The organism is Gottschalkiaceae bacterium SANA, assembly GCA_036323355.1.
Classification (GTDB): domain Bacteria; phylum Bacillota; class Clostridia; order Tissierellales; family GPF-1; genus GPF-1.
Map to the genome: position 1 here is coordinate 517,615 of AP028876.1, position 19,504 is coordinate 537,118.

Sequence of the window (19,504 nt, forward strand, 5' to 3'; positions counted from 1 at the left end):
AACATGATACAATGATCAAAAGAGGATTTGAGGGGGAGTCATGCGATACGAAAAGCATTTGGTGATTCGAACAGCAAAGGGTTTGCATGCTCGATTGGCTGCGGCCGTTGTGCATCAAGCCAGCAAGATCAATCGCACATATGGGGTAACCTTATATATCAGCAAATTGGGTTTGCAGGCTGAGATTCCCATCACCAGTATGCTGAGTCTAACCTCTTTAGGGATTCGATCAGGAGATACTGCCATTGTCTTTGCAAGTGGAGAAAAAGCGGAATTTGCCGTGGAAGCCATGATTGCCTATTTAGCTGAAGATGTGAATTCTGTATTGGAATCCGATGAAGCTGTTGATGAAATTATCAATGCATCGGTCCTAACGACGGAGCGGGTGTTTGAAAGTCTCAATAGCGGGCTAATTGTAGTCGATGAGGGTAATCGTATTTCATATTTTAATCAGGCTGCTGAACGAATTTTAAAGCGAAAACGAGATACCATAATCGGGAAAAAAGCGGACGAGGTCTTGGAAAATTCCCAGTTGGATCGGGTATTACAGACCGGTCTATCTCAGGAAAATGTGAAGCAAGTCATGGGGAAAACCATTGTAATTAGCAATCGGAGCCCTATTGTTGTTGCTGAAGAGATTCGGGGTGCTGTCGCGGTTTTCCAAGATATTTCGCAATTTGAAGCCTTGTCCAATGAGTTAGAAACGACCAAGGTTTTAAAGGAGCGTCTTGAACTGATTTTGCAAAATGTCCATGATGGTGTTGCCATGGTGGATGAGCGGGGAATCTTGATTTATGTGAATACTGTTTATGAGCGAATTTGGAAGGTGAATCGGGATGAGATTGTGGGTAAGTCGATCAAGCATTTGTCTCATCATAAGGTGGACAAGGAAGCCCTGCGAACCGGCCAGAATCAAGTGGGTGTAACGGTTGAGTCGGAAGAAGAACGCAAGATGATCGTTAATGCGTCACCCCTTGTTTTAGACGGTAAAGTGCGGGGTGTGATTTCGACCTACCTGGAAGTCACTGATTTGAAAATAATGATGGAACGGCTGCAAATGGCTGAAGACAAGCTTGCCTACTATGAAGAAGAATTAGAGACGGAGTGGTGGAACCATCAGTCATTTACCCAGGTGATTGGGCATAGCAGTGCGATTGAGTCAGCCATTCGCTTTGCCAACAAGGCAGCCAAATCTTCAGCGACTGTTTTGATTCGGGGGGAAAGTGGTACAGGCAAAGAAGTGTTGGCTCGCGCGATTCATGCGGCTAGCGAAAAGATTACCGGTCCCTTTGTAGGTGTGAATTGTGCAGCAATCCCTGAAACCCTAATCGAAAGTGAGTTATTCGGTCACGAGAAGGGTTCCTTTACAGGGGCAATCCAGCGGAAGATCGGGAAATTTGAATTGGCTGACAAGGGAACAATTTTTCTTGATGAGATTGGGGATTTGAGCAGGGACATGCAGGTGAAACTTCTACGAGTTTTGCAAGAGAAGGAGTTTGAGCGGGTTGGAGGAAATGACACCCTTCGGGTGAAGGTTCGTGTGATGGCAGCAACGAATCGAAATCTGGAAGAGATGATGAAAAGTGGAGAATTCCGCGAGGATTTATATTACCGCTTGAATGTAATTCCTATTACCATGCCACCTCTGCGGAAGCGGCAAGGAGATATTCCACTGCTTGTGGAGCATTTTCTAGAGAAAATATGTGAGTCGGAAGGGGTAGAATTACGAAAAATCAGTCTAAGGGCACTGCGGGTTTTGGAACGCTATGACTGGCCGGGGAATATAAGAGAGCTAGAAAATATTGTGACTCGTGCGATCGCTATGTCGGAAGGTCATGTAATCGATTTGGAAGATCTTCCTGGATTTTTGCATCCAAGCCAAGCGAATGATGAGGGATTGATTCAGTTGACCCCAAGTGGATTAGCAACCATGGAAGAATACGATCGGGCAATCATTGAAAAAGCGCTGGAGATCTACCCTTCCTATAATCAGGCGGCTAAGGCCTTGGGAGTTACGCATAGAACGGTTTCTTTGAAGGCCAAGAAGTATGGATTGACTAAAACGGAAAAGTAACTTGATAATTTTTATCAAGCAAGAGGACCCCTGTGCGTATTTTTAGCACAGGGTTTTTATAAAAGGTTGAATTTTAGGGCTTTCTTGGCTTTGGCATGCATCTTGCATTTAGTAAGGGTGTACCCATCCGAAAATCCAAAATCGAAGGAGGCAACAATGAAGAAAATTATTAATCAACCAGAAAACATCGTAGGTGAAATGCTGGACGGAATCGCCAAGGCACATCCGAATCATGTGAAACGAGTTGAAGGTTTTGAAGTATTGGTTCGTGCAAATGCACCAGTTGCGGGCAAGGTCGCTTTGGTATCCGGTGGTGGAAGCGGACATGAACCTTCTCATGGTGGATTTGTAGGAAAGGGTATGTTAGACGGCGCGGTAGCGGGTGCTGTATTTACCTCTCCAACACCGGACCAGGTTTTTGAAGCGGTGAAAGCCGTTGATGGCGGCAAGGGGGTTCTTTTGGTCATCAAGAACTATACCGGTGATGTGTTGAACTTTGAAATGGCCGCTGAAATGGCTGAGATGGAAGGTATTAATGTTAAGTATGTGGTTGTCAACGATGATGTTGCTGTAGAAGACAGCCTATACACAACGGGACGTCGCGGCATTGCGGGCACCATCTTTGTTCATAAGATCGCAGGCGCTTTGGCCGAGCAAGGTGCGGATCTGGATCATGTACAGGCAGTCGCACAAAAAGTCATTGCCAATGTACGGTCTATGGGTGTTGCTTTGACAGCATGCACGGTTCCGGCAGCAGGTAAACCTGGATTTGAGTTGGCGGAAACGGAAATTGAAATGGGCTTGGGTATTCACGGCGAACCAGGCACTCATCGGGCAGAAATTAAGCCGGCAGATGAGTTGGTTGATGATTTGCTAGCGAAAATCCTAGAAGACATCGACTATTCCGATTCAGAAGTAGCCGTTTTGGTTAATGGACTGGGCGGTACGCCTTTGATGGAATTGTATTTGATGAACCGTCGCCTTCACGAAGCATTAGAAGCAAAGGGCATCAAGGTTTACAAGACCATGGTGGGAAGTTATATGACATCGATTGAAATGGCAGGAGCATCAATTTCCTTGTTGAAATTGGACGATGAAATGAAAGCATTATTGGATGCACCGGCTGAAACACCGGCATTTACACAAGTATAGGGGACTTAAGGATTGCCGTAAATCCCTTTTGAAGAAAGGAAGAATAATATGAAAGCAAAACAAGTAATTCAAGTGCTTCAAGCAATGAATCGAACAATTGCCCAAGAGGCACAATACCTGACTGATCTTGATGCCGCAATCGGCGACGGGGATCATGGCATCAACATGAAGAGAGGATTTGCGGCTGTCTCAAGCAAGTTGGAAGGCGAAAGCACTGAGGATTGTGGTGCCGTCTTAAAAACCGTGGCAATGACCTTGATTTCAACCGTTGGCGGCGCATCAGGCCCCTTGTATGGAACTGCATTTTTGAAGGCAGCGCAAGCGGCGAGTGGGAAGACTGATTTGTCAAAGGAAGATGGATTGGCGATTTTAACCGCAGCGGTGGAAGGGGTTCAGTTCCGTGGCAAAGCCGCGCGTGGTGAGAAGACCATGTTGGACTTGTTGATTCCTGTAAAGGAAGCCTATGCAGAAGCTTTGGAGCAGGGTTTGACCTTGGCGGAAACCAAGCAAAAACTCTTTTCTGTAATGGATGAGAGCATTGCCTACACAAAGACCATTATTGCGACCAAAGGACGCGCCAGCTATTTGGGAGACCGTAGCATCGGACATCAAGATCCGGGTGCGACTTCAAGTTATTTTCTTGTTAAGACGATTTTAGACAGTGTTGAGTAGGAGGAAACAATGGTAGGGATTGTATTGGTATCACATAGTGAAAAGATCGCGATTGGAATCCGAGACCTCAGCATGCAGATGGCGTCACCTGAGACCAAAATTTTGGCAGCAGGAGGACTTCCCGGTGGAGAAATAGGAACGGATTTTCAACGCATTTTAGATGCGATTCAAGAAGCTGACCAGGGAGACGGAGTTGTGGTCTTAATGGATTTAGGCAGTGCGGTAATGAGCACGGAAGCAGCGCTTGATTTCTTGGATGAAGACTTGCGTGCGCGGGTTATGCTCGCAGATGCGCCCATTGTTGAAGGGGCCATTTCATGTTCTGTGGCCGCATCAATTGGCTGCAGTCTGGAAGAAGTGAAGGCGGCGGCGGAAGAAAGTCGTGGCGTTAAAAAGTTTTAGGAAGGAAAAATATGGTTACGAAACAATTCACAATACTCAATGAAAAGGGCTTTCACGCTCGACCGGCAGGTATGCTGGCAAAAGCTGTGAAAACGTCTGAAAGCCAGGTGCATATGAAGGTGAAAGAAAAGGTTGTCGATTGCAGAAGTATTGTGACGCTTATGACGACCGCTGTGCGCCAGGGAGAAGAAGTTGAAATACAAGTCGATGGACAAGATGAAACAAGATTGATTCAAGAGATTGAAGCCATGTTTTTAGATGGATTTGGAGAATAGGAGCCGATTGGCTCTTATTTTTTTGTAGTAAATTTGATATGCTACGGGCAGGAGGTTCTTATGGATCGAATTTTGTTGCTTCGTTCTGCTTGTGCAGTGAATGAAGCCTATCTTGAAATGGTAGAAAGTAGAGTAGAAGCACTGGGTTTGCAGGTTGATGTTAGGGAATCTCAGGATCCGATTCTTTGGCAGGCCTATGGAATCGACAGCCGCTGCTTAATGGGGTATTGCCCAGGGTGCAACTTCCATGGAGAGATGGCGGGCAAATTTTTGCCAGCCTTGGCAATCAATGGACACTTGGTTTTACACAGTCATTTTCCCAGTGATGAAGAATTGGATCAAGCCATTTTAGTCAGCGTGCATAAGTGAATCAAGGAGTCAGTTGCAGAACCTAGGAATAGGTTCTTTTTTGTTTATTCACAGAAGGTTTAATATTGAACCGTCGACGAATGGTTATAATAAAAGAAAGAGATATGAAATGGACACGCATGGAAGGTGGAGGAAATGAAAAGTATTCAGCGAATTTCAATGGCAATTTGCACATTGTCTTTATTAATAGTAGGTACTGGGATGAATCCAGCCTTGGCAACGACCTTTGAACCCGTTCATCTGATTGTGGACGGCAAGGATATTACGGCCATTTCTAATCCGGTAATCGAAAATGATCGACTTTTGGTTCCCATTCGTTATGTAGCGGAAGCGATCGGTGCGGAAGTCAGTTGGGATTCAGAAAAACGAAGTGTTAGAGTCGAACGCGACGGCCGTGACTTTCAATTGTGGATCGACAATCGTTTGGTTTCCTATTTGGATGGTGCACAGGTTCAGCTTTGCGACGTGTCTCCAAGAATTATCGATGATCATACCTATATTCCTTTGCGCTTGATGAGTAACGCCTTGTCTGTTGGCATTGAATGGGATGGTGACACAAGAACTGCGACAGTGGACTCTGGAACTCAGTCTGGAATCGAGGCCTTTTATGACACCAAAATGATTTCCCTTCGGGAAGGCGAGCGGATTACAGGAAGTACCCAGATTGGTTTAGCCATACCAGCAAATATGCGAGATCAGGTGGCTGAGACTCAGCTGATTTTATTGGAAGCCGATAGTGGCAAGGGATTTGTTGTTGCCCGGGAGACTCAAGCGGTTGATGTGATCACCTATAAGCCAAAAGTCGAAGACCAGGGTGCAAAGATTCTTGCGTTGGCATTTTATGATCAGGAGCGAAACTTTATTGGTGGGCACGCACTTCCGGTTACGATCGATGTAAAACCATTGGTTGAATTGCAGGGAGTAGACGGAAATGGGTCAATCGCGTCCATTACCATGGGGCAGAAAATGAATTTTCTGCCTGAATATGTAAATTATGAACTGACCAACCTAGATACAGGGAAAGTTCATACGATTTCCGAGCGCGATCCAGAAGGAACGTATAAATGGGTTCCCACTTATGAACAAAACGGGAATTATCAGATCAAGGTCATTGGTGTAGACGGCAATGGGACAGCGTATGAAAGTCCAGGTGTTTCGGTTCGATTTGAGGTCGATCGAAAATTAGCACTAAAAGGTGTTTCAGCAGGGAAGTCGGTCACAAAGCCGGTCACCATTTATGCATCTAGAAACTTTGATGTGATAGAGACCTCCTATTATGTGCGAGATGTGAAGAGTGGGCAATCTGAATTGATCAAAACGCTGCCATATGGGGAAATTGATTGGTTTCCTGGACCGGATGAAGCAGGCGAGAAGGAATTATATGTCAAGGTGAAGGACGTAGGTGGTAGTGTCCATACGAGTGATCCAGTACGGGTTGAAGTGGATGGTAGTCCAGTGGTGATCCTCTATGGCCTTGGACCGAACGAGGTAATAACAAAATGGACAGAGCTTTCAATTGACAGTAATGTAGACTTGGATGAAGTGCGCTATATCTTAGTAAATCGAAAGACTGGTGTAAAAAGAACATTGTATGCAACGACAAATCAAGAGGAAACCTATCGATTCAATGTTCAAGATTCTGATGCTGGACTGGTTCGGGTTTATGTGGAAGCGAGCTTTAATGGAAAGAAAGTCGTATCGGAAAGCAGAAACTTTAAGATTTATCGCGACTTAACCTATGGACCGAAAGCGATTGTTGAAAAAAGTGAGTTTTTGGGATTTGCATCAGCGATGGCTGTAGATTCATTTGAAAAAACAGGCATGTCAGCCGCACTTCAAACGGCACAGGCAATTTTGGAGACAGCCTCAGGGCAAAGGTTACCCGTCGATCGATATACCGGTAAATTTTCCTATAACCTTTTTGGAATCAAGGGATCGGCAAGCAATGGTTCTGTTACCTCTAGTACATGGGAAGTCTACAATGGCATGACTTATCATGTGGATGCGGATTTTCGGGCATACAACAATGTGACGGAAGCGTGGGCGGATCATAAAAGAATTTTATTGGAGTTGTCGCGTTATCAACAATACCGGGATGTCATGTATGACTATAGTCAAAGTGCATGGGCCATTCGCCGCGCAGGATATGCGACTGATCCGAAGTATCCAATGAAATTAATCAATATCGTGAAGAGGTATGATTTGAAGGAATTAGATCAAGTAAGCATTCGGTAGAATATTACACATGAAAAAAAGCAGCTTAGCTGCTTTTTTTAGTATCCTAAATGTTCATCGACTAGAATGACATGGATTCGATCCGGGTTCATTTGACGACGGATGGTCACGTAGGATGCGCAAATTCGTTCGGGACTGTTGCAATTGCTACACTGGCCGTTTGTTGCGCACGGTGTTTTTCTGTTTAAGCGCACACTATTTGCCGGTGCGGCAAAATTACGAAGACGCTCCCAGGCAGCCGCTTCATCCTTGACCAATTTGTTGATACCAACAATGACGATGACTTTATCGGGGCCATAGATCATGGAGGCTACCCGGTTGCCGGTTCCATCGATATTCACCAACTCGCCTGCTTCCGTTAGTGCATTGGTGCTGGTGAAATAGTAGTTCGCCCCAAAACTTTTACGGTAGATTGCAGTAATATCTTCTTTGGTCAATCCATCGGCATAGCGGTCATAAAATTCAAAATCCTCAGTTCGTAGCCAGTCGATTACACCGGTTTCAAACAGGGTCATGGACCCGCCTACGGATACGGAGTTTTTTCTTTGGCAAAGCCCATCAAGAATGTCCATTAGCTCTTCTTGATTCACCGCATAATACCCGTTCATACGATTCTTTTTCAGATTTTCTAGGGTCCGTTCGATATGTCGTTGTGTGACAAATTCTGTATTTTGATCCATTTTTCCCTCCTGTGGTTATTTCCTTTATTGTATCAAAAGAGGGAAGGAAAAAGAAGATGTTCACTTACGTTGCTTAAAACTGACTGCGGCGGTTTTGTCTTCCGCGACCAAATTGATTTCCTTGATTCGAAAAGCCTTCTCTACCGCGATCAACTTGCCGTTGAAAGGCATTGAGATGGTTTTTGGAAGCATTCATCAATCGGGTAAAGACAGATGAGATGTCTGCGGGAAGTGTGGGATTCGCCAAGAATTTTTCATACATGGCGATATTGGCGATTTCTGCATCAACTCCAATTTGATAGGTCTCTTCCAAGGTTTCTGGAATGATGGCGAGGTCGGGTTTTTCTGGAAACTCAATTTCATAGGATTCGAAAAGCGGAAGCAACAAATCAATGTGAGTCAATTCAGCTCTTTGGATGTTAGAGAAGGGACGAGTTACTTGAAATTCTTCCATCAATGCCGTGTATTCTGCTTCTGCCAACCATTCATCTTGAATGGCATAATGCAACATGTCTTCGATTGTGTAGGTTTCTTGTGCCAAGGCGCCTGCTGCACCGGGAGTTTCAGAGGCAAATCCAGTGGTGGCAATCATCAAAATCAATAGACTTACTACAAATAGTTTTTTCATTTTTTTTCTCCTTTCGTTTCCTTTAATGTCTACATCATATCCCTGGTCTGTGTCGAATTTGTGACGAGTAAGGGACAAATTTCCGATTAAAGGCTAGCGGTGTAATGGTCTTAATTTCTTAACGAAAAGAGTAAAATCGTCAATGAATTTTGGATAAGTGGAAGGTGCAATCAATAAAATTTTCATGGAAGGCAACGAAGTTGAAGTGAATTGCGCAGAAGATAGACACAAAAAGACCCGCCTTTAAAGACGGGTGGATTTGTTTCGCTTTTCTTGGCATTGCGGGCAAGAACACGCTTCTTCAATTAAGAGTCGTTTGCCTTCAATAATGCTCTCGGCAACTTTTTGGCGTGCGATTTTGTAAATGCGTTGAAAGGTAGTACGGCTAATGCCCATGCGTTCAGCGCATGCCTGTTGATCCAAGTGTTCTAAATCCATCAGACGTAGACTTTCCATTTCTTCCAATTGAAGAATGACGTTTTCTACATCGGGATGGCCGTCGGGACCAAAGGCGCCAAATCGCGGACCTTGTCCGATCCTGCGGTGTTTTCTAGGTCTTGGCACGTTTATTCATCCTTTGCAGGGGTACTTGAGAGGCGTGCATTGAGTTCTTCTAATCGTTCTTGGTGAAAGGCAATGGCTTCTTCTACGTGTGCACGTTGTTGTGCATTGGCGTAACGCCCGTAGCAAGGTCTCATTTCATCCGGTCGTTCGACATATTCACGAACGCCAATTCCACGACCGGTTCCTTGTCCGGTACCCATGCCAACTCTCATACCATAGCCTCGGCCAGCTCCCATTCCTGCACCTCTCTGTGCTCTCATCATACCATATCCTTGGCGATCCCAGTAACGGCAATTTCTATGCAATCTCATCTTGTTTCCTCCTTTTATTTTGGGCATATGTCCTTTATAACTTCATGATACTCCGGTTATGGGCATATGTCAATAATAAAATTTTGAAATATTTGTTGACGAATGAGGATATTTGGGGTAATATATCGATAAACGATATATCGTAACTCGATAGAACGAGTAACGACTTAATTTACGAATGAAATAGGAGGATGAATATGAAAAGAAAAGGACCTTTGACGGAGGCGACCTATTATATACTGCTGGCTTTGCAAAAACCTAATCATGGCTATGGGATGATGCAGATGATAGAGAAAATCACTGAAGGTGAGGTAGAGATTGGACCTGGAACTTTGTACGGAGCATTGGGGAAATTGGAAAAGCAGGGTGCAATTCATACGACGGTTTGTCCGGATTCATCCGATGATCGAAGGAAGTGTTATGTTTTGACAGAGGAAGGCCATACTTTATTGGTGGATGAGTACCATCGCATGAAACGGGTAGTTGCAATTTCCCATGAGTGGGTGAAGGAGGAGGCGAAATGAGTGAGATGATTCGGATTCGAAAAGTATTTTTTGTTTGGCAGGAACATTTGGAAGAAAAATGGTTGACTGAAATGGCAGCTCAAGGTTTACATTTGCAGAGAGTTGGGTTTTGCGTTTATGATTTTAAAAAAGGAGAGCCAAGGGATATTACCTATCGATTGTATTCTCATGTCGGGTTTGGAAGAGATGTAAAAGCCTGTAATCGTCTTTTCGAGGATTTAGGATGGGAATGGCTAGGCAGTATCCTCTCTTGGCAATATTTTCGAAAACCTCATGAAGAGGGGAAAAATGACGAAATTCTATCGGATAATCAATCCAAATGGGAAGCTTTAAAGTATTGGAGAAATTTTACTCTTGCAATAGGTTCATTGAATCTCTTTAACTTTTTGAATATCAGCGTTTTTAGCTCAGGTTTGGCAAGTTGGAGATCATGGGGAATGGATTTATTTCGACTCTTGATACTTGGACTTGTAGGATTATTGATTTATGGGGCTGTGAAAATTCAAATGCGCATGAACGAATTGAAAGATTCGATCCTATAGTTTAGACTCTTAAAAAAAACTCGATAAATAATCGGGTTTTTTTCTTGTTCTTTTCGTGAAAATACCGTACACTATAATTGGCATATGCCAATTAAGGAGGTCGATAAAATGAGAATTATGATTAGTGCATCTGACAAGAACAGAAAGGCAATGGTGTCCGAAACTTTTGGAAGAAGTCCGTATTTTGCATTTTACTCAGAAATCCAGAATCATTTTGATTTTTTAAAAAATTCGTCAATCAACCATGAGCAAGGTGCTGGAATTTCCATTGCTCAATTGGCAATAGACGAAAATGTCGGCGCCGTTATTTGCAAGAAGCTAGGTCCCAAGGCCTTGCGAATTATTCAATCGAGCCAGATTCCCGTCTATGAAGCGCCAACGGGTACCTTAGAAGAGCTTGTGGATGCCTTTAAGAAAGGAACACTTACTCGTCTTGTATGAACTTGCAGTGATTAGTGGAAAGGGTGGGACGGGAAAAACACTAGTGGCAACAACACTTTCCGCATATTTTGGATGGGATTACATAGATTGCGATGTTGAGGCACCAAATGGTGCCTTTTTACTTCAACCTAGCTGGGAAGAGTCATACGAGATTTCTGTACCGATCCCAGAAATTGATCAATTAGCATGTAGGCATTGTGGTGCTTGCATTCGATTTTGTCGTTCGCGCGCCCTGGTGCTTACCATGTCCGGCGTCTTGTTTTTGCCAGACCTGTGCAATAGTTGCATGGGATGTGAATTGGTCTGTGAGACGAAAGCCATCACTCGAACGGAAAGAAAGATTGGTCATGTTAAGCAAGGAAGAGCAGGACAACAAATTGTTTGGCAAGGCCGGCTTGACACGCAAGAGCACATTACACAACCATTAATTCAAAAGGTGAAAGCCTTGAGCAAAAAAAAGGGTATTCGGGTTTTAGATGGCCCACCAGGGGTCTCCTGCAATTGCATAGAGACACTCAAGTCGGTTGACTATGCATTATTGGTTGCAGAACCTACTCGCTTAGGGATTCAAGGTTTTAAAGCGACGATTGAATTGTTGCAGCGGTTGGGGATTCCTGTAGGTGTAATCATCAATCGTTCATTTGGCCAAGAAAAGGAAGAAGAGTTACGCTCCTATATTGCCAGAAGGAAACTTACGCTCTTGGGTACGATTCCATTTTCAGAATCTATAGCCCGCGCCTATGGGCAGGGAAATTTACAGGTATTGTTGGATGAACTTCAATCGTCTTTGAAAGTATGGGGCGATCAGATTATGGAAAGAAGGGAGTGCAGCAAACCATGAGATGGGTTGTGATTAGTGGAAAAGGTGGTACTGGGAAGACCATGATTACTTCTTCGTTTGCCGCGTTAAGCGATGAAACATGGTGCATGATGGATGCAGATACGGAAGCAGCCAATTTGGCTCTATTATTTCCACAAGGAAAGAGGATCAAACACCATGAATTTATTGGTGGAGAAAAAGCGGTTATAAAGCAAAATCGATGCGTAGGATGCGGGGCATGTCAGAGTGTTTGTCCGCAATCAGCGATTACCGTTCAAAACGGACGTTTTGTTGTAGAGCCGATTTTTTGCCAAGGGTGCGGTTTGTGTGGCTTGTATTGTGAACAGGCAGCTATACAAATGGAAGAGGCTCAAACTGGTCAGATCTACGAGGATCAAATTAAACAGGGAATCTTGGTGCATGCGCGCTTGTTTCCTGGAGAGGCTGGGAGTCGGTCCTTGGTGCATCGATTAAGGCAGATCGCAGAGCCTAAGGCATTGAATCTCCTAATTGATGGTCCACCAGGTATGGGAAGTCCTGTGATTGAATCATTAAAGGGTTGTCATTTGGCAATTGTTGTAATGGAACCAAGTTTGTCGGGTGTCTCAGATGGATTTCGATCTATAGAAATGGCAAAACAACTGGATATTCCAGTTTGTATAATAATTAATAAATGGAATTTGAATGAAAAGATTGAGCGAGAAATCGCAAGACGAGCGGAGTTGGAAGGTATTCTGATTGCAGGAATTATTCCTTTCGACCCAATTGTTTTCCAGGCATTGCGAGAAGCAAAGCCTGTAGTGGAGATGGAAGACTCTCCGGCAAATCGCGCGATTCGTGCGATATGGAAAAGGTTGCTGACAAAGCATACATAAATGTTCTCCTCGAAAAGCACGCCCTTGGACAAGGCGTGCTTTTTACCATAGTTGGATTCTTTTTTTACGTTGCTGGAAGTCTACAAGGCCCGAGAATCCAATCTCCTTCAATTTTGGGATCATTTGATCAAATCCTCGTGCGAGATCCTTGGAAGCATGAGCATCGCTTCCCAGGGTGATTAAGCGTCCTCCTAGTTGATAATATCGTTCAAGGAGTGCGAGGGAAGGAAAGGGAGCTTTACAGGCTTGAAAAATTCCGGAGGTATTGATTTCCAGGGCGATTTCACGCTCAATGAGCAGGTTAAATAATTGGTCGATCTGAGGGAAGAAAGGTTTAGAATCTAGTAAGGTCAGACCTTCATCGGCAATATATCGTTTGATGAGATCAAAATGTGCCAACACATCAAAATCACCAATTTCAATTGCAGCGGCTAGCGCCTCATAATAGGTTCGAATAACCTTTTCTTGATCTTCGTGTTTTCGAAGATAGGTTCGAAGGGTTCCGCAGTCCAAATCATGGGTACTTCCTATAACAAAATCCCAAGGGTAGTTTTTTACGAGTTTATTGGATTCCATAGGAAAGTTAGCGATCTCATCCAATTCAATTCCAATTCGTATGGTTAAATTTGCCGAAAATTTTTTTTGAAGTTTGGTCCAGACCCGAAAATAGTCTTCAGGATCGAAAAATCGAAAATTAGGGCTATAGGGTGCAAAAGAAAAGTGATCAGTAATGGCAATTTCATTGATTCCCAAAGAAATAGCTGCCTGGCAAATTTCTTGAGGCTGCGCTTTGGAATCAAAGGAAAAGTTTGAATGAATGTGAGTATCCAGCATCAGGTCCTCCTATAACTTTGATGGTTATATTGTAACAGAGTTTATTACGATTGACAGGAGAGCTTTCAGTGATCAGCATGTTAGTATGGATTCATAAAATTAGAATATCGATGAAAGGGTTGAAAGTGGGTAACAATCAAAGGTAAGGGAGTAAGAATAAGGGAGATTGATATGAAAACGTGTATTGCATATTATTCTAAAGTAGGAAATACAGAGATTGCAGCAAAATACCTAGCGGATAAGTTGGGTGCGAATATCATTAAGCTTGAGGATAAAACGAGCTATAAGGGTTTACTCGGTTTTATTAAGGGTGGTATGAATGCCTCAAAAGTAAAAACGGCAAAATTGGATCACTCCGTTTACGGCGAAATTGAAAGCTATGATCGGATCGTATTGGCAACACCTGTTTGGGCAGGAAGAACAACGCCAGCGATGAACGCAATTTTAGAAAACGTTGATTTTACGGATAAAGAGGTTTACGTGATGACGACTCAAGCCATGCCTGCGGCTAAGGATACTGAAGAACGGGTAAAGTTCTATCGGGAAAAAGTAGAAAGAAGGAAGGGGAAGTTCGTCGCATGTTTTTCTCTTCAAGGCTCGCCACCGGGAAAACCGCCAAGAAGCAAAGAAGATTTGGTTCGACAGGTCGATGAACTTGTAAATATTGAATAGATTTTTATAAGAATCAAATAAAAAAGCGCAACCCCATAATTTTCGGGATTGCGCTTTTTTCCATTCTATTTATTGATTCGGTCGGTTAAACCAACTAGATTGAAGCACTCTGCTTCGTTGCGAATTACCTTTTTAATTTGGTTGATCGCGTAACGACGTCCGTCAATTCCTAGAGCAGATAGGTTTTCAAAAAGTTCATTCAAGCCGTTTTTGATTGTTTCGTTGTTGTAGGTATAGTGTCCAGCCAATTCGGTGATGGTAAACATCAAGTCTTTGTCAGCTTTCAATTCTTCATTGGTCATTTGAAGTTGCTCGCCAACTAACCATTTTTTGAATCTTCCACCAGCAAGAACTTCATCTTGCAAAGTTGCATGCAAGCTAGAACGCTTTTTCAAACGACCGGCTTCAAATTCTCTTCTCTCTACTTCCATTAGGTTCAAGTAAGCACGAGTTTCAGCCGTTCCATAAGAAGGTGCAACGTTCATGGCAGTAATGCCAACTGCAGGATGTTGTAAAAGAATGGTATCGGGTAGGTAGTCTCCGTTATGTTCTTTCAAGCCTACGCCATATTTCTTGGCTAGATTAGAAAGTACCTTTGCATTTTCTGCAGAGAAATGTCCTACATTTTCAGTTAAACGAGTAAGGGTACCCGTTTGCCCAACGATAAAAGCTGGACGAGGAAGGCTTTCTGCATCCAAACGTTCTGTTAAGGTTTTGATAAAGCCTTCATATACTTCCGAAGAAGTCAATCCGCCATTGGTTTCTTCAGTGCCAACTTCATAGGCTACCTCGGGCAGGTTATTTTCTTTTCTAAAGGTTTCACAATATCGAATTAGGTCAATTGTGCGATCAAGTACGACATCAAGAGGAATCACTTTTCCTGTAATATACGGATCTTTAGTTGGATCAATATGCAGAAGATCAAAGCCGTTTAATAGATCCGCTTCATAAGATTGATGTGCTAGTTTCATTGCGTCTTGCTCTGGAAGGTGATCGTTGCGTTCTTTATCTCGTTGCCATGGTCCGCCATGATCGCGGCAAAGGAAATAGTCTCCTGTAAAATTCACTTCTTCAGCAATTCTTTTCAAGTCAGCTGCAAATCGTGCTTGATCCCAACCACAAACATATCCACCGCCAAGTTCGTCTAGGTCAACTTGATTTCGGCTAGCGATAAACATCAATGGGAAGCGATCCGCTTCAGCCAGTTCAAAGCATGCGGTGATCAATGATTCTGACATGGGTCCAATGCCCAGCATAGTGGCCTGATCTTTTTGATTTTGAAGTAAATAAGAGACATACGTTGTAAGATTGTTTTGATTCATGATGATTTCTCCTCTTTTGGCCATGACAAAGGCCGAAGCATATGCGTCGGCCATCCATCATTTATTTGTTTTTAGAATCGTAATGTTGTTGCAATTTTTTCATCAGTGCATTTGATTTTTTGATAGCATCGCCTACGGAAACACGGACAACCGTTTTCCCTTTAAAACGAGTTTCGTTTTTGATTTGCATATCTTTTGTTAAGACAACATAATCCGCAGAGGAAACATCCTCTTTTGTTAAAGCGTTTTCAATGCCAATGGATCCTTGTGTTTCAACTTTGATTTCAAATCCGGCTTCTTTTGCTGCCATTTCAATGGCTTCGGCAGCCATGTAGGTATGAGCGACACCTGAAGGACATGCAGTTACAGCTATAACTTTCATTTTGCCACTTCCTTTCTCTGGTTTTAAATTATTCGAAAGAGATATCTAATTCATCCATGTCGCCACCTGTTTCAGCAACTTCATCAGATACTTCTTTTTTCAAGAAGTTAACAACTAGGGCAGTCACGACAACACCAACAAGGGTTGCGAACATGTATCCTAGACGGTTTTCAACAACTGGCAATACAATCCAACCACCCCAAGGAGCATGGTTTGCAGCGCCTACTAGGAATGCTGTAACGGAACCGGCAGCACCACCTAATACAATTGCTGGAATTACACGAAGTGGATCGGCAGCGGCGAATGGAATCGCGCCTTCTGTGATTCCGATGAAGCCCATGATCAAAGCGGCTTTACCAGCTTCTCGTTCTTCTGTACGGTATTTCTTTGGTGCGATAAAAGTTGCAAGAGCCATTCCAAGTGGAGGTGTACAGATTGCAACACCTACAGCACCCATCAATTCTGGATGAGTTAAAATCAATCCTGAAGCGAAGAAGTATGCTGTTTTGTTAACTGGACCACCCATGTCAAAGGCCATCATAGATCCCAAGATAATTCCTAGAACAATCTTAGAAGATCCTTGCATAGAACCTAACCAGCCGTTCAAACCTTCCATTACATTTGCAATTGGCGTACCGATTACATATGTGATCAAAAGACCTACAGCCAAAGTACCTACTAGAGGAATAACGAAGATCGGCATTACTGATCGCATAACTGAAGGTACTTTAATTTTCTTCAAGTAGAAAACAACAATACCAGCAACTAGACCAGCAGCGATTCCGCCTAAGAAACCAGCGCCAACAGAGTTAGCTAGGTAGGCACCAATCATACCAGGTGCGATACCGGGACGGTCAACCATAGAAAATGCAATAAATCCACCAAGTACAGGTACAAATAGGGTTAAACCGGCAATACCAATATCGGACATTGCTTTCAGAATTCCAGTATCTGGAACGGCAGCTTTACCTGAGATCATGACGGCAAGTGCAAGTAATACACCACCAGCTACGACGAACGGGATCATGTACGATACACCTGTCATTAGATGTTGTCGCGTGTTTTTCATTAGTTCTTTCATTTTTAAGAAACCTCCTATCGGTTTTTAAGAATAATAACGTTTTCTTTCAAATCGGGCCCGGTGATTCAAAAAAAAATTTATGTTTCAGCGGCAGGCCAGAGAAAGGGGGAACCGGTTGATTCCCTTCTGGCATGCAGCTGTAACTAACGATAATTTAATTTTGCAGTGCAAGTTCAAAAATCTCGTTGAGTTGACTTAAAATAGATGCTTCATCTTTTGACTCCATTAGTTCTTGTCGAAATTCTTCTTTCATTAAGCGACGCGAAAGAGCCGCAAGGATTTTAAGATGCGCGTTGGAAGCAGCAGCTTCGGGTACGGCGATCAAAAAAACCATATGTACAGGTTCCTCATCAAGTGATTCCCACTCAATGCCTTCTATGCTACGCCCGAATGCAACTGTTGGAACTTTTACTGCATCGGTTTTTCCATGAGGAATACCAACACCAAAACCAATGCCTGTTGTTGAAAGATCTTCGCGACGGAAAACTTCTTCTAGGTAGGCGTCGAAATCATTGAGGCGTTCGTCTTGATGGATTTGCTTGGCCAATTTTATGATGGCTGACTTTTTATCACCTGCTGATAGGGATAGATCAATTAGAGACTCATTAATAATTGCGTTCATGTTTTACTTCCTTTCCTGTAACGATTTGATAAATAGTATCGGAGTCTTTTGCTGTGCGAATCGCGTGGACAAGCGTTTTGTCACGGATCATAGCATAAAAGCGTTTGAAGAACTTTCTTACATAACGGCTGTCATCGAACTTAAATGCGAGCATAAAAAGGATATCAACAGATTCATCTCCCCAGGTAATCGGCTTGTCTAGTGTTAAGATTGCAACAGACGGTCGAGTTACAAAAGGTTGTTCTCCATGTGGAATGGCAATGCCGAATCCGATGGAGGTGTTGGTGATCTTCTCTCGTTCTAAACAGCTTTGTGCAAATCCTTTAATAACGGCACCTTGAGTTTCTAGAGCGTTTCCCAGAAAACGAATGGCTGTTTCTGAATCAGGCAAGGCGATCTGGGGGTAAATCAGTTCTTTTGAATAAAGTGCTGGGTGCGGTCCTTCGAGAGAATCGCTTTGAAAGTTTTTCGTTCCCGACACATTGTTGATGTATTTGCGTATATTTTGAATATCTCGATCGCTAACAAGAGGATTGATTAATACAACAGGTTTGTCATATCCCCGAAGTGGGATCGTTGAAATTATAATGTCGTAATTTAAACTTTTTATTTTGCTGACATCATTTACGGAGGTAATCTCGATGATTTTCAGGTCGGAAATCGAATGTTCCAAGCGAACAGCGGCAAGTTGAGCCGTTCCAATCCCACTAGAACAAACAATGACCGCACGGGTCAGGGTTTTCTTTCGTTCCAAGGCGGCACCGAAATGCATGGCCAGGTATGCGACTTCTTCCTCGGTTACCTTGATGCCATAATACTTTTCAAATAATACACTAGAGGACCATGCCGCCCCAAAAATGGAAGGATATTTTAGTTTAATCTCATCCAATAATGGATTCTTTAAGCGCAATCCGTATTTCAAGCGATTGATCGTTGGACGTAAATGCAAGATCAGCCCGGTAAGGAGTTGTTGATCGGAATGCAGATCCGTTGATAAAACGATCCCAACCAAGTTAATGATTTCTTTGGCTAAAACGCGAACATGATCATCAGATTTTTCAATAATATCTTCTGATTTGTCAATGGTAAATCCCTGTTGCATTTTAGAGCCTAATATATGGAGAGAAATATAGCCAACCTCTGCTTCTGGAATCTTGAGGTGGTAAATTTCTTCAACGCCTTTTGTAATTTTGCGTGCGATCTCATATTCCTTCTTTTGTTGGATTACCAGCAATTGATCACTTTCCATCTTAATATCTTTATTCTTTTTAATTCGTTCCATGCTGATGGCGATATGAATCAAAAGACAAGTGAAGGCATCTTCTGCTAAAGGAAATTCTGCATCTCGTTCTGCATTCTTTAGAATGGTTTCGATGCCATTAAGATCGGTATCTGGAAATAATTCTTTCAATTGTAGGTAATTGACATAGTCAATGCGACTATCTATCATTCCGTCGTTGATCTGTAAAATGTCTTCAAGATCTTGATCGGTTTTTAGAATGTCCAAAAGGTCGGCCATGGCATTACGAATTTGCTGTTCGTTTCCGTGAAGACTAACACCCTCTTTTTGTTTTCTCTTGAGAGTAATCTCGTAAGGTTTCAGCCAAGTCTCCACGTCTTCCAAATCGTTATACACAGTCACGCGGCTGACAAATAATTCATCAGCTAATTGTTGCATGGTTAGATGACTCTGTGTCAAAAGCAGTTTCTTAATTAAGAAGAACCTGCGATCCTCTGCACTGAATGGAGAGGTGTAAGAAGACGATTCTTTGATCAATCGATTGAGAAGGTTTTGACTCTTCGTATCGGTTTCCAACCAAACACCAATTCTCGGTTTTTTGAATAATTGAATGCCGGGATATTTTGATTGAAGAAATGCGTCTAAGTCATTGAGATCGTTTCGAATCGATCGATTGGAGACATCTAGGCGCATGGCGATCGTATTAATGGTTAAGGGCTTACTTTCCGTAGCGAGGATCTTTAAAATTTCACGACTCCGTTTGTTTTTTAAGGTTTTCATGAAACAT

23 protein-coding genes are annotated in these 19,504 nt (G+C 43.0%); 13 read left to right on the plus strand and 10 right to left on the minus strand.

What is annotated here, in order from left to right; translation table 11 throughout:
• The first annotated feature begins 40 nt into the window (after positions 1 to 40).
• From AC25CA_RS02570 to AC25CA_RS02600, 7 genes are all read left to right on the plus strand, one after another.
• On the plus strand, positions 41 to 2,074 hold the full coding sequence (locus AC25CA_RS02570; RefSeq protein WP_486815477.1) for a sigma 54-interacting transcriptional regulator: 2,034 nt from the start codon (positions 41 to 43) through the stop codon (positions 2,072 to 2,074).
• Between the two features lie 156 nt (positions 2,075 to 2,230).
• On the plus strand, positions 2,231 to 3,226 hold the full coding sequence (dhaK, locus tag AC25CA_RS02575) for a dihydroxyacetone kinase subunit DhaK (RefSeq protein ID WP_486815478.1): 996 nt from the start codon (positions 2,231 to 2,233) through the stop codon (positions 3,224 to 3,226).
• Between the two features lie 48 nt (positions 3,227 to 3,274).
• Positions 3,275 to 3,898, plus strand: a complete 624-nt coding sequence (gene dhaL / locus AC25CA_RS02580) for a dihydroxyacetone kinase subunit DhaL (protein ID WP_486815479.1) — start codon at positions 3,275 to 3,277, stop codon at positions 3,896 to 3,898.
• 9 nt (positions 3,899 to 3,907) lie between these two features.
• A complete protein-coding gene (gene dhaM / locus AC25CA_RS02585) occupies positions 3,908 to 4,300 on the plus strand; it encodes a dihydroxyacetone kinase phosphoryl donor subunit DhaM (RefSeq protein ID WP_486815480.1) in 393 nt (130 codons plus the stop codon).
• A gap of 11 nt (positions 4,301 to 4,311) precedes the next feature.
• Positions 4,312 to 4,575, plus strand: a complete 264-nt coding sequence (locus tag AC25CA_RS02590; RefSeq protein WP_486815481.1) for an HPr family phosphocarrier protein — start codon at positions 4,312 to 4,314, stop codon at positions 4,573 to 4,575.
• A 60-nt stretch (positions 4,576 to 4,635) separates the two neighbouring features.
• Positions 4,636 to 4,944, plus strand: a complete 309-nt coding sequence (locus tag AC25CA_RS02595) for a hypothetical protein (protein ID WP_486815482.1) — start codon at positions 4,636 to 4,638, stop codon at positions 4,942 to 4,944.
• A gap of 135 nt (positions 4,945 to 5,079) precedes the next feature.
• The gene (locus AC25CA_RS02600) at positions 5,080 to 7,179 is read left to right on the plus strand and encodes a stalk domain-containing protein (RefSeq protein WP_486815483.1); all 2,100 of its coding nucleotides are present in this window, start codon (positions 5,080 to 5,082) and stop codon (positions 7,177 to 7,179) included.
• 38 nt (positions 7,180 to 7,217) lie between these two features.
• On the opposite strand, the gene AC25CA_RS02605 is transcribed toward AC25CA_RS02600, so the two are convergent.
• The 4 genes from AC25CA_RS02605 to AC25CA_RS02620 form a co-directional block, all read right to left on the minus strand.
• On the minus strand, positions 7,218 to 7,859 hold the full coding sequence (locus tag AC25CA_RS02605) for a lactate utilization protein (RefSeq protein WP_486815484.1): 642 nt from the start codon (positions 7,857 to 7,859) through the stop codon (positions 7,218 to 7,220).
• Between the two features lie 73 nt (positions 7,860 to 7,932).
• Positions 7,933 to 8,487, minus strand: a complete 555-nt coding sequence (locus AC25CA_RS02610; RefSeq protein ID WP_486815485.1) for a DUF2202 domain-containing protein — start codon at positions 8,485 to 8,487, stop codon at positions 7,933 to 7,935.
• Positions 8,488 to 8,730: 243 nt separating this feature from the next.
• Entirely contained in the window at positions 8,731 to 9,051 is a 321-nt protein-coding gene (locus AC25CA_RS02615; protein ID WP_486815486.1) for a DUF134 domain-containing protein, read from the minus strand.
• Positions 9,052 to 9,053: 2 nt separating this feature from the next.
• Positions 9,054 to 9,362: a hypothetical protein gene (locus AC25CA_RS02620; RefSeq protein WP_486815487.1), complete on the minus strand. Its 309-nt coding sequence runs from the start codon at positions 9,360 to 9,362 to the stop codon at positions 9,054 to 9,056.
• Positions 9,363 to 9,559: 197 nt separating this feature from the next.
• Here AC25CA_RS02620 and AC25CA_RS02625 point away from each other — a divergent pair, with 197 nt between their 5' ends.
• From AC25CA_RS02625 to AC25CA_RS02645, 5 genes are all read left to right on the plus strand, one after another.
• Positions 9,560 to 9,886, plus strand: a complete 327-nt coding sequence (locus tag AC25CA_RS02625) for a PadR family transcriptional regulator (RefSeq protein ID WP_486815488.1) — start codon at positions 9,560 to 9,562, stop codon at positions 9,884 to 9,886.
• Complete coding sequence (locus tag AC25CA_RS02630) at positions 9,883 to 10,428, plus strand: DUF2812 domain-containing protein (RefSeq protein ID WP_486815489.1); 546 nt, start codon at positions 9,883 to 9,885, stop codon at positions 10,426 to 10,428. Before AC25CA_RS02625 ends, AC25CA_RS02630 begins: the two co-directional genes overlap by 4 nt.
• Positions 10,429 to 10,536: 108 nt before the next feature.
• A complete protein-coding gene (locus AC25CA_RS02635) occupies positions 10,537 to 10,869 on the plus strand; it encodes a NifB/NifX family molybdenum-iron cluster-binding protein (RefSeq protein ID WP_486815490.1) in 333 nt (110 codons plus the stop codon).
• The gene (locus AC25CA_RS02640; RefSeq protein ID WP_486815491.1) at positions 10,832 to 11,710 is read left to right on the plus strand and encodes a nucleotide-binding protein; all 879 of its coding nucleotides are present in this window, start codon (positions 10,832 to 10,834) and stop codon (positions 11,708 to 11,710) included. Before AC25CA_RS02635 ends, AC25CA_RS02640 begins: the two co-directional genes overlap by 38 nt.
• Positions 11,707 to 12,564, plus strand: coding sequence for a nucleotide-binding protein (locus AC25CA_RS02645; RefSeq protein WP_486815492.1), 858 nt, complete (start codon positions 11,707 to 11,709; stop codon positions 12,562 to 12,564). Before AC25CA_RS02640 ends, AC25CA_RS02645 begins: the two co-directional genes overlap by 4 nt.
• Positions 12,565 to 12,606: 42 nt before the next feature.
• Here AC25CA_RS02645 and AC25CA_RS02650 read toward each other — a convergent pair whose 3' ends face one another.
• Positions 12,607 to 13,398, minus strand: a complete 792-nt coding sequence (locus tag AC25CA_RS02650; RefSeq protein ID WP_486815493.1) for a histidinol-phosphatase HisJ family protein — start codon at positions 13,396 to 13,398, stop codon at positions 12,607 to 12,609.
• Positions 13,399 to 13,569: 171 nt separating this feature from the next.
• Here AC25CA_RS02650 and AC25CA_RS02655 point away from each other — a divergent pair, with 171 nt between their 5' ends.
• Positions 13,570 to 14,070, plus strand: coding sequence for a flavodoxin family protein (locus AC25CA_RS02655; RefSeq protein ID WP_486815494.1), 501 nt, complete (start codon positions 13,570 to 13,572; stop codon positions 14,068 to 14,070).
• Between the two features lie 65 nt (positions 14,071 to 14,135).
• On the opposite strand, the gene AC25CA_RS02660 is transcribed toward AC25CA_RS02655, so the two are convergent.
• From AC25CA_RS02660 to AC25CA_RS02680, 5 genes are all read right to left on the minus strand, one after another.
• Positions 14,136 to 15,392, minus strand: coding sequence for a class II D-tagatose-bisphosphate aldolase non-catalytic subunit (locus tag AC25CA_RS02660; protein ID WP_486815495.1), 1,257 nt, complete (start codon positions 15,390 to 15,392; stop codon positions 14,136 to 14,138).
• Positions 15,393 to 15,453: 61 nt separating this feature from the next.
• Positions 15,454 to 15,774: a PTS fructose-like transporter subunit IIB gene (locus tag AC25CA_RS02665; RefSeq protein ID WP_486815496.1), complete on the minus strand. Its 321-nt coding sequence runs from the start codon at positions 15,772 to 15,774 to the stop codon at positions 15,454 to 15,456.
• Positions 15,775 to 15,802: 28 nt separating this feature from the next.
• Positions 15,803 to 16,855 carry a PTS fructose transporter subunit EIIC gene (locus AC25CA_RS02670; RefSeq protein WP_486815497.1) on the minus strand — a complete coding sequence of 351 codons (1,053 nt, stop codon included), beginning with the start codon at positions 16,853 to 16,855 and terminating at the stop codon, positions 15,803 to 15,805.
• 154 nt (positions 16,856 to 17,009) lie between these two features.
• Positions 17,010 to 17,477 carry a fructose PTS transporter subunit IIA gene (locus tag AC25CA_RS02675; protein WP_486815498.1) on the minus strand — a complete coding sequence of 156 codons (468 nt, stop codon included), beginning with the start codon at positions 17,475 to 17,477 and terminating at the stop codon, positions 17,010 to 17,012.
• Positions 17,461 to 19,497: a BglG family transcription antiterminator gene (locus tag AC25CA_RS02680; RefSeq protein WP_486815499.1), complete on the minus strand. Its 2,037-nt coding sequence runs from the start codon at positions 19,495 to 19,497 to the stop codon at positions 17,461 to 17,463. The genes AC25CA_RS02675 and AC25CA_RS02680 overlap by 17 nt, the downstream gene beginning before the upstream one ends.
• Positions 19,498 to 19,504 lie beyond the last annotated feature (7 nt).